This window comes from Pseudomonas sp. H3(2019) (assembly GCF_007713465.1).
Classification (GTDB): domain Bacteria; phylum Pseudomonadota; class Gammaproteobacteria; order Pseudomonadales; family Pseudomonadaceae; genus Aquipseudomonas.
Window position 1 is genome coordinate 132,439 of record NZ_VMSG01000011.1, and the last position, 15,821, is coordinate 148,259.

A 15,821-nucleotide genomic window follows, 5' to 3' on the forward strand; every position below is an offset into this window, starting at 1 on the left:
CAGGTTGCCAAGGCAGAGTATTCGCGCCGGCATCACCCATATTCCAAGGGCACTCCACTACCCGCCCGAAGCCACCCGGAGGCACTATGTCGAAGTCGGTTCAACTCATCAAAGATCATGACGTCAAGTGGATTGATCTGCGCTTCACTGATACCAAAGGCACTCAGCACCACGTGACCATGCCGGCCCGTGATGCGCTGGATGAAGCCTTCTTCGAAGAAGGCAAAATGTTCGACGGTTCCTCCATTGCCGGCTGGAAAGGCATCGAAGCCTCCGACATGATCCTGATGCCGGACGACACCACTGCCGTCCTGGACCCGTTCACCGAAGAGCCGACCCTGATCCTGGTTTGCGACGTGATCGAGCCTTCGACCATGCAAGGCTATGACCGTGACCCACGTGCCATCGCCAAGCGCGCCGAGGAATACCTGAAATCCACCGGTATCGGCGACACCGTTTTCGTCGGTCCAGAGCCTGAGTTCTTCATCTTCGACGAAGTAAAGTTCAAGTCCGACATCTCCGGCTCGATGTTCAAGATCTACTCCGAACAAGGTTCGTGGATGTCCGACCAGGACGTGGAAGGCGGCAACAAAGGCCACCGTCCAGGCGTCAAAGGCGGCTACTTCCCGGTTCCGCCGTTCGACCACGACCACGAAATCCGTACCTCCATGTGCAACGCCATGGAAGAAATGGGCCTGGTCATCGAAGTTCACCACCACGAAGTGGCGACTGCTGGCCAGAACGAAATCGGCGTGAAGTTCAACACCCTGGTCGCCAAGGCTGACGAAGTTCAGACCCTGAAGTACTGCGTACACAACGTTGCCGATGCCTACGGCCGCACCGCGACCTTCATGCCTAAGCCGCTGTACGGCGACAACGGTTCGGGTATGCACGTTCACCTGTCCATCGCCAAAGATGGCAAGAACACCTTCGCTGGCGAAGGTTATGCCGGCCTGTCCGATACCGCCCTGTACTTCATCGGCGGCATCATCAAGCACGGTAAGGCCCTGAACGGCTTCACCAACCCGTCGACCAACTCCTACAAGCGTCTGGTCCCAGGCTTCGAAGCTCCGGTAATGCTGGCCTACTCGGCTCGCAACCGTTCCGCTTCGATCCGTATTCCTTACGTGTCGAGCCCTCGCGCTCGCCGTATCGAAGCACGCTTCCCGGATCCGGCAGCCAACCCGTACCTGGGCTTCGCTGCCCTGTTGATGGCTGGCCTGGACGGCATCCAGAACAAGATCCACCCAGGCGATGCTGCAGACAAAAACCTGTACGACCTGCCGCCTGAAGAGGCGAAAGAGATCCCACAAGTTTGCGGCAGCCTGAAAGAAGCCCTGGAAGAGCTGGACAAAGGTCGTGCGTTCCTGACCAAAGGCGGCGTTTTCAGCGACGACTTCATCGACGCTTACATCGCCCTGAAAAGCGAAGAAGAAATCAAAGTACGTACCTTCGTACACCCACTGGAATACGAGCTGTACTACAGCTGCTGATCCAGTGACGCTCGCGCAAGCGGCGTAACAAAAATCAGGCCTCCTTCGGGAGGCCTTTTTTTGTGGGCGAACACTTATTATCGGGCCTACTGTTATAGGCATCATGCCCTTCCACGGAATGAAGAAGAGACATCCCATGTACCTACGCTTGAGCTTTGCACTGTTTACCGCCCTGCTCGCCAACTCCGCCTGCACTGTCGCTGCTGCCACCACTGCTTCGGTTCCAGCGCCTGCCGCCCTCGCCCCGCTGCTCAGCACCATTCAGGAGCGACTGGTGATTGCTGACAAGGTTGCGCTGAGCAAGTGGGACAGCGGCAAGCCTGTCGAGGATCGTCAGCGTGAACGTGAAGTGATTGCCGACGCTATCGCCGAAGCGCCCTACTATAAATTGGGCAATGAAGCCGTTGAGCAGTTCTTCTCGGCGCAGATCGAAGCCAACAAGTTAGTGCAGTACGCGCATTTGTCCGACTGGCACGCACAAGGCAAAGCGCCCAACGAGCCTCGCCCTGACCTCATTGGCCTGATCCGCCCGCAACTCGACCTGCTGCAAACACGCCTGCTGCAACAATTGGCCGATTTCACCCCGTATCGCAATGATCCACACTGCCCGTCATGGCTGGCCAAAGCCAATAAAGCCGCGACCCAAGTGCCGCTGCGCGAGCTTGCGCTGGTACGCGCTACTGCCGAATTGTGCGGCGTTCATCCGTAGGAGCTGGCGAGATTTATTGATCTTTCGTGTCAGGGTGTTAGTGACGTGGGCCAACTCGTAACCCTGACCTATGCTGCAACCCAACGCTTTCATTTATTGGTCGTTTTTTATGGGTCGTGTTTTTCTGTTCATCTTGCTGCTGATCGCCCAGCCCGCTATCGCGCAGATCTACCGCTACACCGACGCCAGCGGCAATACCGCCTACAGCAATCAGCCGCCCGATGGCGTGAAGAGCCAGGCCGTCGAGTTGCCGCCACTCAACAGCATCGAACACCAAGCACCGATAGCGCCCGAACAACCCTCCGCGCACGTAGACAAAAACGCCGTGTATTCAGTACTGGAACTGACCGGCCTGCCGAGCGATGAAGCCCTGCGCGCCAACAACGGTACTTTCACCGTCGGCGTGCAGATTCAGCCACGCCTGCAAGGGTCGCATCTGTTTCGATTGCTGCTGGACGGTCAACCGTATGGCCAGCCGAGCAATGTGCCACGCTTGCAACTGGTGAACATCGATCGCGGCGAACACCGTCTCGCGGTGCAGGTGCTCGCCGGAGAAAACCTGGTGCAGCAAAGCCCGATCCTCACCTTCACCGTGCAGCGGGTACACCTCCCTTGAGGTGCTGGATAATCGCCATGTGCCTGTGGCTGACCGCTCTTCCGGTGCAGGCCGAGGTCTACACCTACGTCGACGCCCAGGGCAACCGGGTCTTCACCGATCAACCCCGCCCAGGAAACGCCAAGCGAGTCACACTGGCGCCAGGTAATCGCATGTCGGCCAATCCCGGCAATGCAACACCGCAAGCAGCCCCAAAAAAGCCTGAGGAAAAACCACTGTTTCACTACGACATGCTTCGCGTACTCGTACCGGAACCGGACGCTTCGGTGCGCAGCAGTGCGGGGGACGTGATCGTCAGTGTCACCAACGAACCCACCTTGCAACGCGGCCATCGCTATCGATTGTTACTGGACGGCCAACCGACTGCCGATCCCGGCCCGAGCCCGGTGTTCGCCTTGAGCAATATTGATCGCGGCACCCATCAACTGGCGGTAGAAATCCTCGACGAACACGGGCGGATTGTCGAACGCACGGCGAATCAGCCCTTCCACATGCTGCGTATCTCTCTGGCGCAGAAGCGCCAGGTCAAGCCCTGCACCCTGACCGATTACGGCCAACGCCCGGAATGTCCGCTCGCGGATAAGCCCGAAGAAGAAAAAGTCGGGATTTTTTCTTTCTTCTGAATTTTGTTCAGGCCTATGCACTATATTGGTGCAATGTGCTGCACCCTACCCATATTTCAACCCATTTTGGTTCGAAAGTACCCGCAAACACCGGCAGAACGCCACGCAATCGCGCTTAAAACGCCTGTTTCAGGGCCTGAACGCTTCTTTTCGGAGCTTTGGTTTGGTTTTTGCATTTTCCTCGTATCAGCGCCCAGTTCACGCGCGCGATTCAGACCCGTCTGAGCCGCCACGCTCCAAAAGAGGTCCTAATGACCATCAGCGACGCACTGCACCGCTTGCTACTCGACAACCTGACGACCGCCACCATTCTGCTCAACGCCGAACTGCGCCTTGAGTACATGAACCCAGCGGCGGAAATGCTCCTGGCCATCAGCGGCCAGCGCAGCCATGGGCAATTCATCAGTGAGCTGTTCACCGAGTCAACCGAAGCCCTTAACTCCTTGCGCCAGGCAGTCGAACAAGCGCACCCGTTTACCAAGCGCGAAGCGATGCTCACCGCGCTGACCGGCCAGACCCTGACCGTCGACTACGCGGTGACGCCGATCCTGAGCAATGGCGCCACCCTGCTGCTGCTCGAAGTCCATCCGCGTGATCGCTTGCTGCGCATCACCAAAGAAGAAGCACAACTCTCCAAGCAGGAAACCAGCAAGATGCTGGTGCGCGGCCTCGCCCACGAGATCAAGAACCCGCTCGGCGGGATTCGCGGCGCCGCTCAATTGCTGGCCCGCGAGCTGCCGGAAGAAAGCCTCAAGGACTACACCAACGTCATCATCGAGGAAGCGGACCGCCTGCGTAACCTGGTCGATCGCATGCTCGGCTCGAACAAACTGCCGTCGCTTGCCCTGTGCAACGTCCACGAAGTGCTGGAGCGCGTCTGTCATCTGGTGGAAGCCGAGAGCCAAGGCTGCATCACATTGGTGCGCGACTACGACCCGAGCATTCCGGACGTGTTGATCGACCGCGAGCAAATGATTCAGGCCGTGCTGAATATCGTGCGCAATGCGATGCAGGCCATCAGCACCCAGAACGAGTTGCGCCTGGGCCGCATCACCCTGCGTTCGCGCGCGATGCGCCAGTTCACCATTGGCCACGTGCGCCATCGCCTGGTGACCAAGCTTGAAATCATCGACAACGGCCCGGGGATTCCGGCAGACCTGCAGGAAACCATCTTCTTCCCCATGGTCAGCGGCCGCCCGGACGGTACCGGGCTCGGCCTGGCCATTACCCAGAACATCATTAGCCAGCACCAGGGCCTGATCGAATGTGACAGCCATCCAGGCCACACCACATTCTCGATCTTTCTGCCACTGGAGCAAGGAGCCACATCGACATGAGCCGTAGTGAAACCGTGTGGATCGTCGATGACGACCGTTCTATCCGTTGGGTCCTGGAAAAAGCCCTGCAACAGGAAGGCATGACCACGCAAAGCTTCGACAGCGCCGATGGCGTGATGAGCCGCCTGGCGCGCCAGCAACCGGACGTGATCATCTCCGACATCCGCATGCCCGGCACCAGCGGCCTGGACCTGCTGGCACGGATTCGCGAGCAACACCCAAGGCTGCCGGTGATCATCATGACCGCGCACTCCGACCTGGACAGCGCTGTCGCGTCCTATCAGGGCGGTGCGTTCGAGTACCTGCCCAAGCCGTTCGACGTCGATGAAGCGGTGTCGCTGGTCAAGCGCGCCAACCAGCATGCCCAGGAACAGCAAGGCCTGGAAGTGGCGCCAATCCTGGCCCGCACCCCGGAAATCATCGGTGAAGCACCGGCGATGCAGGAAGTGTTTCGCGCCATCGGGCGCTTGAGCCACTCCAACATCACCGTGCTGATCAACGGCGAATCCGGTACCGGTAAAGAACTGGTGGCCCACGCCCTGCACCGCCACAGCCCGCGCGCGGCCTCGCCGTTTATCGCGCTGAACATGGCGGCGATCCCCAAGGATTTGATGGAGTCCGAGCTGTTTGGTCACGAAAAAGGCGCATTCACCGGCGCGGCCAACCTGCGGCGGGGACGGTTTGAACAAGCGGATGGCGGCACACTGTTCCTCGATGAAATCGGCGACATGCCGGCCGACACCCAGACACGCTTGCTGCGGGTACTGGCCGATGGCGAGTTCTATCGCGTCGGCGGTCACGTGCCGGTCAAGGTCGATGTGCGCATCATTGCCGCGACCCACCAGAACCTGGAAACCCTGGTACACGCCGGGAAGTTCCGTGAAGACCTGTTCCACCGCCTGAACGTGATCCGTATCCACATTCCGCGCCTGTCGGACCGTCGCGAAGACATACCGACCCTGGCCAAGCACTTCCTCGCCCGCGCCGCACAAGAACTGGCGGTGGAGCCGAAGCTACTGAAAAGCGAAACCGAGGAATACCTGAAGAACCTGCCGTGGCCAGGCAACGTCCGGCAGCTGGAAAACACCTGCCGCTGGATCACGGTGATGGCGTCGGGTCGCGAAGTGCACATCAGTGACCTGCCGCCAGAGCTGCTGAGCTTGCCGCAGGATTCGGCACCGGTGACCAACTGGGAGCAAGCGCTGCGTCAGTGGGCCGATCAGGCGTTGGCGCGTGGTCAGTCGAGCCTGCTCGACAGCGCCGTACCGAGCTTCGAGCGGATCATGATCGAAACCGCCCTCAAACACACCGCCGGACGCCGTCGCGACGCTGCCGTATTACTCGGCTGGGGCCGTAACACCTTGACCCGCAAGATCAAGGAACTGGGGATGAAGGTCGATAGCGGGGATGACGATGAAGGGGATGAGGGTTAAGCAGAAGCTCGATCGTTCCCACGCTCCCGCGTGGGAACGATCCTAACGACTCGTGCACCGCCTCAATGCACCGTGAACCGCAATCGCGCATCCCACGGGGAGTAAAACCCGACCTCCGGCAACACAAAAAGCCATAGTACAAAAAAGCAAAAGCCCCGAACTACGGGGCTTTCAGCGCTGCATGCAGGTTATTTTTTGCAACATGTAAAAACCTGGCACGCCCCCTGCAATAGTCTAATCAGTGATTCGATTCACTACCCAGTTTCGGGGGCCTTGGTACAGGCAGGCCGGGGATTCCCCTCTTTACATCCGGGGTTCATCACGCAGACCGCGACGACCCCCCTCCCGTTTTGGGGAACCTTGGTACAGGCAGGCCGGGGATTCCCTCTTTTATTGCTCCTGGAGATGGATCTCCAACCGCCAGCGGTCATTGACCTCGCTGCCGGCCCACTCACCCTTCAGGGGGCGAGCCGCCACCAGCGTCAGCAACAAGCCCTTGTCACTCAATCGCACCCGCCAGTTCACGTCCTTGTCGTTGAGCTTCAACTGGCCGTTTTGCGCCTTGCCTTCAGCCTCGAACAGCAACGCGACGCTGCCGTCGATGAACTCGCCGTGGGTCTTCGGTTCGTTGTTGAACCACACCACCAAACCATCCGGCTCAACCTCAACCTGTTGTAATACAGTAGGGTCCGGCTCGGTCAGACGACCGATCATCATCCCGACCATGACACCGACGATCGCCAATGAGGCCATCACCCGAGGGAATAGCTTCGGTCGCGGGTCCACTTCAGGCGTAGAATGCCGCCCATCTTTACCTTCGGAGCCGTGCATGTTTCACGTCATCCTTTTTCAACCAGAAATTCCGCCGAATACCGGCAACGTTATCAGGCTGTGCGCCAACAGTGGCTGCCACCTGCATTTGATCGAACCGCTGGGCTTCGAGATGGACGACAAGCGCCTGCGTCGGGCGGGCCTCGATTACCACGAGTATGCCACTTTGCAGCGCCATGCTGATCTCCCAAGCTGTCTGGAAAGCCTTGGCCATCCGCGCGTGTTCGCCTTCACCACCAAGGGCTCGCGGCCGTTCCACGACGCCAGCTTCGCCGAGGGTGATGCCTTCCTGTTCGGTCCCGAAAGCCGTGGCCTGCCGGCCGAGGTGCTGGACGCCCTGCCCGCCGAACAGCGCCTGCGCCTGCCGATGCGCGAAGGCTGCCGCAGCCTGAACCTGTCCAACACCGTGGCGGTGGCCGTATACGAAGGCTGGCGTCAGCTCGGCTTCAAATAACCCTCGAGCCCCCGTACATGATCGTTCCCACGCTCCCGCGTGGGAATGCAGCCCGTGACGCTCCGCGTCACTGGACGCAGAGCGTCCCTTGAGGCATTCCCACGCAGAGCGTATCAATACTCGACAACCATAAAAAAAGCGCCTGTTACGGCGCTTTTTTCGTTGCGGCATCGAACGCTTATTGAACGGTCTGTACGCCGTCTTGCTGCATGCGTTGCATTTCTTGCGCGTACAGGGCGTCGAAGTTCACCGGAGCCAGCATCAGGGCCGGGAACGAACCACGGGTCACCAGGCTGTCCAGGGCTTCGCGAGCGTACGGGAACAGGATGTTCGGGCAGAAAGCACCGAGGGTGTGGCTCATCGAGGCTTCGTCGAGGTTCTTGATCAGGAAGATACCGGCCTGCTGGACTTCAGCGATGAACGCCACTTCGTCACCGTTTTTCACGGTAACCGACAGGGTCAGCACCACTTCATGGAAGTCGGCTTCCAGCGCTTTCTGACGGGTGTTCAGGTCCAGACCAACGCTCGGCTCCCACTGCTGGCGGAAGATCGCCGGGCTTTTCGGGGCTTCAAAGGACAGGTCACGCACGTAAATGCGCTGCAAGGAGAATTGCGGTGCAGTTTCTTCTTCGTTCGCAGCAGTGTTCTGTTGGTCAGTCATCTCAGATCCTTTCTGATCTTGGGGTCTTATAGGGTTTGCTGATTTTAAGGGTTCAGTCAGGCCGTGAGCAGCGCGTCGAGCTTGCCGGCGCGGTCCAGGGCAAACAAATCATCACAACCACCAACGTGGGTGCTGCCGATCCAGATCTGCGGCACGGACGTACGTCCGGCTTTCTGGGCCATCTCGGCGCGCACCTGCGGCTTGCCATCGACCTTGATCTCTTCGAAGGCTACGCCCTTGTTCTCGAGCAGGTACTTGGCTCGCGAGCAGTAGGGGCAGTAATCGCTGGAATAGACGACGACATTTTTCATATCACTTCACCAGCGGCAGATTGTCGGCTTTCCAGCTGGAGATTCCGCCGGACAGCTTGGCTGCGGTAAAACCGGACTTCAACAGCTCGCGAGCGTGAGTGCCGGAGTGCTGGCCCAGGGCGTCGACCAGAATGATGGTCTTGGCCTTGTGCTTTTCCAGTTCGCCAACGCGAGCAGTCAGTTTGTCCTGCGGAATATTCAGCGCGCCAACGATGTGACCGGCGGCGAAATCCTTGGTGGTACGGATATCGACAACGACGCCCTGGTCCTTGTTGACCAGCGCTGTCAGCTCAGCCGTGCTGAGGCTGCGGCCGCCGCGGCTCATCTCGCGGGCGATCAACAACGCCAGCAGTACGACGAAGATACCGACGAGCAGATAGTGGTTAGTGGCAAATTCAATCAGGTGAGCAACCATCAAGGAGGTTCCAGGGCGTTAAAATGTCGGCCAGTATACACAGCCACTATGGTGGGCCAAACCCCGTCCGGCGGTGACGCGGTCGGAACTTCGCTTTAAACTGCCACTCCCTTTTTCCATCGCACCTTTAACTTAAGCCAGAGTGGAATCCATGACTACCACGCCTAAACCTTTGGTCCTGATTATTCTCGACGGCTTCGGTCACAGTGAAAGCCAGGAATCCAACGCCGTGTTCACGGCCAAAAAGCCGGTCCTCGACCGTTTGTACGCCACCGTACCGAACGGCCTGATCTCGGGCTCGGGCATGGACGTCGGCCTGCCGGACGGGCAAATGGGCAACTCGGAAGTCGGCCACATGAACCTTGGCGCAGGCCGCGTGGTGTATCAGGACTTCACCCGCGTGACCAAAGCGATCCGCGATGGCGAGTTCTTCGAGAACCCGACCATCTGCGCCGCCGTGGATAAAGCCGTTGCTGCCGGCAAAGCCGTGCACTTCATGGGCCTGTTGTCCGAAGGCGGCGTGCACAGCCACCAGGATCACCTGATCGCCATGGCCGAACTGGCCTTCAAGCGCGGCGCCGAGAAGATCTACCTGCACGCCTTCCTCGACGGCCGCGACACGCCGCCAAAAAGCGCACAGTCGTCGATCGAACTGCTGGATGAAGCGTTCAAGACGCTGGGCAAAGGCCGGATCGCCAGCATCATCGGCCGCTATTTCGCCATGGACCGCGACAACCGCTGGGATCGCGTGTCCCAGGCCTACAACCTGATCGTTGACGGGAACGGCGAATTCAACGCCGCCACCGCTCAACAGGGTCTGCAAGCCGCCTACGAACGTGGCGAGAGCGACGAATTCGTCAAAGCCACCACCATCGGTGAGCCGGTCAAGGTCGAAGACGGCGACGCCGTGGTGTTCATGAACTTCCGCGCCGACCGCGCCCGCGAGCTGACCCGGGTATTCGTCGAAGACGATTTCAAGGACTTCGAACGCGCTCGCCAGCCGAAACTGGCCGGATTTGTCATGCTGACCCAATACGCAGGCAGCATTCCGGCACCGTCGGCCTTTGCACCGGGCAGCCTGGAAAATGTGCTGGGCGATTATTTGGCTAAAAACGGCAAAACCCAGCTGCGTATCGCCGAAACCGAAAAATACGCTCACGTGACCTTCTTCTTCTCCGGTGGTCGCGAAGAACCATTCCCGGGCGAAGAACGCATCCTGATCCCGTCGCCGAAAGTCGCCACCTATGACTTGCAGCCAGAAATGAGCGCACCGGAAGTCACCGACAGGATCGTCGACGCGATCGAAAACCAGCGCTACGACGTGATCGTGGTCAACTATGCCAACGGCGACATGGTCGGCCATAGCGGCGTGTTCGATGCCGCAGTGAAAGCCGTTGAGTGCCTGGACCTGTGCGTCGGCCGCATCGTCGATGCCCTGGAAAAAGTCGGCGGCGAAGCGCTGATCACCGCCGACCACGGCAACGTTGAGCAAATGTCCGACGAATCCACCGGTCAGGCGCACACCGCTCACACCACTGAACCGGTACCGTTCATCTACGTCGGCAAACGCGACCTCAAGGTTCGCCAAGGCGGTGTACTGGCGGATGTGGCACCGACCATGCTAATGCTGCTGGGCCTTGCGAAGCCTGCCGAGATGACGGGGACGTCGATCCTGGTGTAGTGAAGGCTTTCAAACGCTGCTAAACCCTGTGGGAGCAGCCGGGCGACGTTCGTCGCCCGGCTGCTCCCACATTGGTTTTCGGTGTTTTTCAGTCCAGTTATCACACAGCCAGAAATGGACGTTTTTTTTACAGTCTTGGCCGGGCATACTAGGCTGTCTTTTTTCCCCTGGTGTCGCCCGCCTCTATGCTTCGCGCCCTGATTGCCCTTGCCCTGACCTGCCTGCTCCATCCGGCATTTGCCGATGAACGCGCGCAAACCCAGCAACAGTTGGACGCCACGCGTCAGGATATTGCCGAGCTGAAAAAGCTGCTGGGCAAGTTGCAGGAAGAAAAGTCCGGCGTGCAAAAGGAGCTCAAAGGCACCGAGACCGAGATGGGCAAGCTCGAGAAGCAGGTCGATGCCCTGCAAAAAGAGCTGAAGAAAAGCGAATCCGAGATACAGCGACTCGATGGTGAGAAAAAAAAACTCCAGAGCGCGCGCATTGAACAGCAACGACTGATCGCCATTCAGGCCCGCGCGGCCTATCAGAACGGCCGGCAGGAATACCTGAAACTGCTGCTCAACCAGCAGAACCCGGAAAAATTCGCCCGCACCCTCACCTATTACGACTACCTGAGCCAGGCACGCCTGGAGCAGTTGAAGAATTTCAACGAAACCTTGCGCCAACTGGCCAACGTCGAACAGGACATCGCCCTGCAACAAGCCCAGTTGCTGGTGCAGAAAAGCAGTCTCGACAGTCAGCGTGACGAACTCGACAAAGTCCGCAAGGAGCGTCAGCAAGTCCTGGCCAAGCTCAACGACGACGTGAAAGCCCGCGACCAGAAGCTGCAAGCCCGCGAGCAGGATCAGGCCGACCTGTCTAAAGTACTCAAAACCATCGAAGAAACCCTGGCACGCCAGGCCCGTGAGGCAGAAGAAGCGCGACAAAAAGCGCTGATCGCCCAGCAGGAAGCCGAAAAAAAGCGTTTACGTGAGGCTCAGGCCCGGGCTGAGGCCCCGACTGATGCCCCACGCAAGCCCGCCAAGTCGACACCAGGCGCACTGGTTTCAAGTGCAGGCGAGTCCTTCGGCGGCCCCTTTGCTTCAGCCCGCGGAAAACTTCCGTGGCCTGTCGATGGTCGATTGCTAGCGCGTTTTGGTGAAACCCGCGGCGACGATGCCCGAACCAAGTGGGACGGCGTGATGATCAGCGCCTCTGCAGGCAGCCAGGTACACGCCGTACACGGCGGTCGCGTGGTGTTCGCCGACTGGTTGCGCGGCGCCGGCTTGCTGGTGATCCTCGACCACGGCAATGGTTTTTTGAGTTTGTACGGCCACAACCAGACGCTGCTTAAAGCGGCCGGTGACGTGGTCAAGGCCGGTGAGTCCATCTCCACTGTCGGTAACAGTGGCGGCCAGGACACACCTGCGCTGTATTTCGCTATTCGTCAGCAGGGTCACCCGAGTGATCCAGCACAATGGTGCCGCGCGCAAGGATAGGCGTTGAGTCACCTACATTAGGAGTTCGTTCGACATGCTGCATTTGTCCCGCCTCAATTCGCTGGCCCTGACGATCGCTCTGGTGATCTGTGCGCCATTGGCGTTTGCCGCTGAACCGGCCCCGTTGGCCCCGGCCGCGACCACCAAGGCGCCATTGCCGCTGGAAGAGCTGCGCACCTTTGCCGAGGTCATGGACCGGATCAAGGCAGCCTATGTCGAACCGGTTGACGACAAGACCCTGCTGGAAAATGCCATCAAGGGCATGCTCAGCAACCTCGACCCGCACTCCGCCTACCTCGGCCCGGAAGACTTTGCCGAGCTGCAGGAAAGCACCAGCGGCGAATTCGGCGGCCTGGGTATCGAAGTCGGTGCCGAAGACGGCTTCATCAAAGTTGTTTCGCCAATCGATGACACGCCAGCCTCCAAGGCCGGCATCCAGGCAGGCGACTTCATCGTCAAGATCAACGGCCAGCCAACCCGCGGCCAGAGCATGACCGAAGCCGTAGACAAGATGCGCGGCAAGATCGGCGAGAAGATCACTCTGACCCTGGTGCGCGACGGTGGTGCACCGTTCGACGTGACGCTGACCCGCGCGACCATCCAGGTCAAGAGCGTGAAGAGCCAGTTGCTGGATTCGGGCTATGCCTACCTGCGCATCACCCAGTTCCAGGTCAAGACCGGCGAAGAAGTCGCCAAGGCCCTGGCCAAGTTGCGCAAGGACAACGGCAAGAAGCTCAGCGGCATCGTGCTCGATCTGCGTAACAACCCGGGCGGCGTGCTGCAAGCGGCGGTGGAAGTGGTCGACCACTTCGTCACCAAAGGCTTGATCGTTTACACCAAGGGTCGTATCGCCAACTCCGAACTGCGCTTCTCTGCCACCGGCAAGGATCTGAGCGAAGCGGTGCCAATGGTCGTGCTGATCAACGGCGGTAGCGCCTCGGCTTCAGAAATTGTCGCCGGCGCCCTGCAGGATCAAAAACGCGCAGTGGTCATGGGCACCACCAGTTTCGGTAAAGGTTCGGTACAAACCGTGCTGCCACTGAACAACGACCGTGCATTGAAGATCACCACCGCACTGTACTTCACGCCGAACGGGCGCTCGATCCAGGCCCAGGGCATCGTTCCGGACATCGAAGTGCGCAAGGCCAAGATCACCAACGAGCAGGATGGCGAATACTTCAAGGAAGCCGATCTGCAAGGTCACCTGGGCAATGGCAACGGCGGCGCCGACAAACCCACCAAGTCCGGCGGCAAAGCCAAGGCGATGCCACAGGATGACGACTACCAGTTGGCCCAGGCCCTGAGCCTGCTCAAAGGCCTGAGCATCACCCGCGGCCACTGAGATGCGTTTGCGGGTCATCCTCAGCCTGCTGTGCTGTCTGGCGGGCGCTGCTCACGCGGCGCCTGCCGAGACAGCGGCGCCACACAAGGCTTACCTGAGCCTGATCATCGATGACCTCGGGCAAAACCTGCCACGCGACCGCCGCGTGCTGGCGCTGCCCGGGCCGGTGACCACGGCAATCATGCCCGACACGCCCCACGCTGCCGAATTTGCCCGCGAGGCCCACCGCGCCGGCAAGATAGTCATGCTGCACATGCCCATGGACCCGGCCACCGGCCCGTTCGCCTGGCATCCCGAGCTTCCCATCGAAGAGCTGGAAAAACGCCTGAATGCGGCGTTCAAAGCCGTGCCCTATACCAGCGGCATCAACAACCACATGGGCAGCCGCATGACCGCCCAGCAACCCGCCATGACCTGGCTGATGGCCGAGCTGCAACGCCGGCACAAGTTCTTTGTCGACAGCCGAACCAGCGCTCAGACAGTCGCCGCCGCCGAGGCGCAGAAGATTGGTCTGGCCAGCGTCTCGCGGGATGTGTTCCTCGATGATGAGCGCACCGAGGCCGCAATCTTCACTCAGCTTCAGACCGCCATCAGCCTGGCCCGCAAACAAGGCGCGGCGGTAATGATCGGCCACCCTTATCCACAAACCCTGGCGGTGCTGGAGCGCGAACTGCCCAAGCTCAAGGCTCAGGGCATCGACTGGATCGATATCAAGTTGATGATCAGTGTGCGCGGCAATCGCGCGACGGCTGCGCATGGTACAGATGGACAGTATCGCGAAGTTCGATAACGCAGCGCTGCCGAAAGCAAACCCCTTCAATTAAAGAAATACCCCACGACCTGAAAATACTCGACGTGCCGCTAGCGACTGACCTGGCGCATCACTGATTTCTTGCGAGCCTATAAATATATAACACCGGCCCATACAAACTACCCGCAACACTATGGGCACTTGAGAGCGCCACGTTAAACCCGCCATCATTACCAAGGAACGGTCATGAATTTTAAACTCACAGCACTCGTTATTTTTTTACTCGGCAACCTTGCACTTAACACTCAGGCCATTGCACTGGACATCAGCGACAGTCTGAAAAATGGCACAGCATCCAGATTACTGAAAAACAGCAAAAATGAATCAGCACGCTGGACCGGCGTGGGCCTTCTGACCACCACCGAAGGAACCTGCAGTGCAACCCTTATAGACACAAGAGCCTTCGGATCGAAAGCGACTGGGCCGGCTTACCTGATCACCAGTGGACATTGCATCATAAAAGAAATCGGCACATCCAAGCTAAACCACACACTTGACGCGAGTGTGACGTTTAATTACTTCAACGACACGGTAAAACGCCACACAACATATAAAGTTCGTACCGCCAACTGGACCAGCATGGTGGGCACAGATCTGGCGATACTCGAAGTTGAAAAAACGCTTGAACAACTTATGCTGGAAGGGATCGTTCCGCTCAAGCTTGCGCCGCTCCCGCCACTGGGGACCCATGATGTACTTAATGTCGGAATACCCGGCACGTTTCCCGAACAAGGGTTACGCATGAGCGCCTGCACCCAGGAGATCTCTACCACGCTCTCTGGAGTACCTCCGACCTTCCCCGGGGGATTTGTGAACGACTGCAAGGATTTGGCGCCTGGAAGCTCCGGCAGCCCAATACTTGATCGTCGAACAAATAAAATCACCAGCATCGTCTCGGAAAATAATTATAGTTTTTCGCCAGGTTTTCTCTTGAACTGCTTCAGCAATGGCGTATTCAGCAACAACACGGAAACCTGCAAACTGCAAAACATTAATATTGCAGTTGACTTCCGAAGCCTGTTCAAAACAACCGTTCGCCCAACGCTGGACTCGGCGGGTTATGAAGTATCGCCAACATGGAACTATACCTTCAACATCGACACACCTTACTATCGATATAAATCTGTACGGGACGCCATGAGCTGCGAAAAACCCGACGACTATAGCGGCGCTATCAACTCGGCCACTGGCCTCATTAACAGCTCTATTGGCCCGGAACCGCGCATGCATATCTTGTGCATCATCGGCGCGCACTCAAAAGAGCAAAAACTGACAAGCGCACTGTTAAAAAATGTTTTCACGCACTCTGTTCACTTAGCTGAATCCGCTCCAAAACCAACGTTTAATCTGCTCACAGACGGACGAACCAGCATCACGTGGGCCGATTCGTACCCTGTATTCACTTCCCATTTTTTTCATACCGGCCCGGCCGACACTACGCAATGTGGCGATTTAGGGGATGAGCGCTACAAGAAAGCGGCATCTGTAGAAGTTTTACCTTCACACCGCCCTTTGAAAGTATGCAGCTACGGCCAGAACGAGGCCGAGCTTCAGCCCTCGGCGATTCGTTTTGATCTCATCAGAACGCCGTTGTTGCCGTAATCCCAAGCCATGCCTCATGCG

Annotated in this window: 16 protein-coding genes; 12 read left to right on the forward strand and 4 right to left on the reverse strand. The window is 58.7% G+C overall.

Annotation, left to right across the window (positions count from 1 at the left end; genetic code table 11):
• Window positions 1–86: 86 nt before the first annotated feature.
• The 6 genes from glnA (at window position 87) to ntrC (ending at window position 6,211) form a co-directional block, all read left to right on the forward strand.
• Window positions 87–1,493 (forward strand): glutamate--ammonia ligase, encoded by a 1,407-nt coding sequence (glnA, locus tag FPT12_RS13345; protein WP_019691316.1) that lies wholly within the window; start codon window positions 87–89, stop codon window positions 1,491–1,493.
• A gap of 136 nt (window positions 1,494–1,629) precedes the next feature.
• The gene (locus tag FPT12_RS13350; protein ID WP_145016678.1) at window positions 1,630–2,202 is read left to right on the forward strand and encodes a chorismate mutase; all 573 of its coding nucleotides are present in this window, start codon (window positions 1,630–1,632) and stop codon (window positions 2,200–2,202) included.
• A gap of 109 nt (window positions 2,203–2,311) precedes the next feature.
• Window positions 2,312–2,818 carry a DUF4124 domain-containing protein gene (locus tag FPT12_RS13355; protein WP_145016679.1) on the forward strand — a complete coding sequence of 169 codons (507 nt, stop codon included), beginning with the start codon at window positions 2,312–2,314 and terminating at the stop codon, window positions 2,816–2,818.
• 17 nt (window positions 2,819–2,835) lie between these two features.
• Window positions 2,836–3,441, forward strand: coding sequence for a DUF4124 domain-containing protein (locus FPT12_RS13360; protein WP_371922550.1), 606 nt, complete (start codon window positions 2,836–2,838; stop codon window positions 3,439–3,441).
• Between the two features lie 251 nt (window positions 3,442–3,692).
• Window positions 3,693–4,778: a nitrogen regulation protein NR(II) gene (gene glnL, locus FPT12_RS13365; RefSeq protein WP_145016681.1), complete on the forward strand. Its 1,086-nt coding sequence runs from the start codon at window positions 3,693–3,695 to the stop codon at window positions 4,776–4,778.
• Window positions 4,775–6,211, forward strand: coding sequence for a nitrogen regulation protein NR(I) (ntrC, locus tag FPT12_RS13370; RefSeq protein ID WP_054595168.1), 1,437 nt, complete (start codon window positions 4,775–4,777; stop codon window positions 6,209–6,211). The genes glnL and ntrC overlap by 4 nt, the downstream gene beginning before the upstream one ends.
• Window positions 6,212–6,601: 390 nt before the next feature.
• Here the strand turns inward: ntrC and FPT12_RS13375 are convergent, their stop codons facing one another.
• A complete protein-coding gene (locus FPT12_RS13375) occupies window positions 6,602–7,042 on the reverse strand; it encodes a hypothetical protein (RefSeq protein ID WP_145016682.1) in 441 nt (146 codons plus the stop codon).
• Between FPT12_RS13375 and FPT12_RS13380 the strand changes: the two genes are divergently transcribed.
• The gene (locus FPT12_RS13380; protein ID WP_145016683.1) at window positions 7,041–7,496 is read left to right on the forward strand and encodes a tRNA (cytidine(34)-2'-O)-methyltransferase; all 456 of its coding nucleotides are present in this window, start codon (window positions 7,041–7,043) and stop codon (window positions 7,494–7,496) included. The two genes, FPT12_RS13375 and FPT12_RS13380, sit on opposite strands and share 2 nt — an antisense overlap.
• 178 nt (window positions 7,497–7,674) lie before the next feature.
• On the opposite strand, the gene secB is transcribed toward FPT12_RS13380, so the two are convergent.
• Genes secB through FPT12_RS13395 form a run of 3 tightly spaced genes read right to left on the reverse strand, consistent with a single transcriptional unit; the run spans window position 7,675 to window position 8,883 of the window.
• Window positions 7,675–8,157, reverse strand: coding sequence for a protein-export chaperone SecB (secB, locus tag FPT12_RS13385; protein ID WP_145016684.1), 483 nt, complete (start codon window positions 8,155–8,157; stop codon window positions 7,675–7,677).
• 56 nt (window positions 8,158–8,213) lie between these two features.
• Window positions 8,214–8,468: a glutaredoxin 3 gene (gene grxC, locus FPT12_RS13390; protein ID WP_019691307.1), complete on the reverse strand. Its 255-nt coding sequence runs from the start codon at window positions 8,466–8,468 to the stop codon at window positions 8,214–8,216.
• Window position 8,469: 1 nt separating this feature from the next.
• A complete protein-coding gene (locus FPT12_RS13395) occupies window positions 8,470–8,883 on the reverse strand; it encodes a rhodanese-like domain-containing protein (protein WP_054595164.1) in 414 nt (137 codons plus the stop codon).
• 151 nt (window positions 8,884–9,034) lie between these two features.
• Between FPT12_RS13395 and gpmI the strand changes: the two genes are divergently transcribed.
• The 5 genes from gpmI (at window position 9,035) to FPT12_RS13420 (ending at window position 15,800) form a co-directional block, all read left to right on the forward strand.
• Window positions 9,035–10,564 carry a 2,3-bisphosphoglycerate-independent phosphoglycerate mutase gene (gene gpmI / locus FPT12_RS13400; protein WP_145016685.1) on the forward strand — a complete coding sequence of 510 codons (1,530 nt, stop codon included), beginning with the start codon at window positions 9,035–9,037 and terminating at the stop codon, window positions 10,562–10,564.
• Window positions 10,565–10,749: 185 nt separating this feature from the next.
• Window positions 10,750–12,045 (forward strand): murein hydrolase activator EnvC, encoded by a 1,296-nt coding sequence (locus FPT12_RS13405; protein ID WP_145016686.1) that lies wholly within the window; start codon window positions 10,750–10,752, stop codon window positions 12,043–12,045.
• A gap of 34 nt (window positions 12,046–12,079) precedes the next feature.
• On the forward strand, window positions 12,080–13,387 hold the full coding sequence (locus tag FPT12_RS13410; protein WP_145016687.1) for a S41 family peptidase: 1,308 nt from the start codon (window positions 12,080–12,082) through the stop codon (window positions 13,385–13,387).
• A gap of 1 nt (window position 13,388) precedes the next feature.
• Window positions 13,389–14,177 carry a divergent polysaccharide deacetylase family protein gene (locus tag FPT12_RS13415; protein WP_145016688.1) on the forward strand — a complete coding sequence of 263 codons (789 nt, stop codon included), beginning with the start codon at window positions 13,389–13,391 and terminating at the stop codon, window positions 14,175–14,177.
• A gap of 207 nt (window positions 14,178–14,384) precedes the next feature.
• The gene (locus FPT12_RS13420) at window positions 14,385–15,800 is read left to right on the forward strand and encodes a serine protease (RefSeq protein ID WP_145016689.1); all 1,416 of its coding nucleotides are present in this window, start codon (window positions 14,385–14,387) and stop codon (window positions 15,798–15,800) included.
• Window positions 15,801–15,821 lie beyond the last annotated feature (21 nt).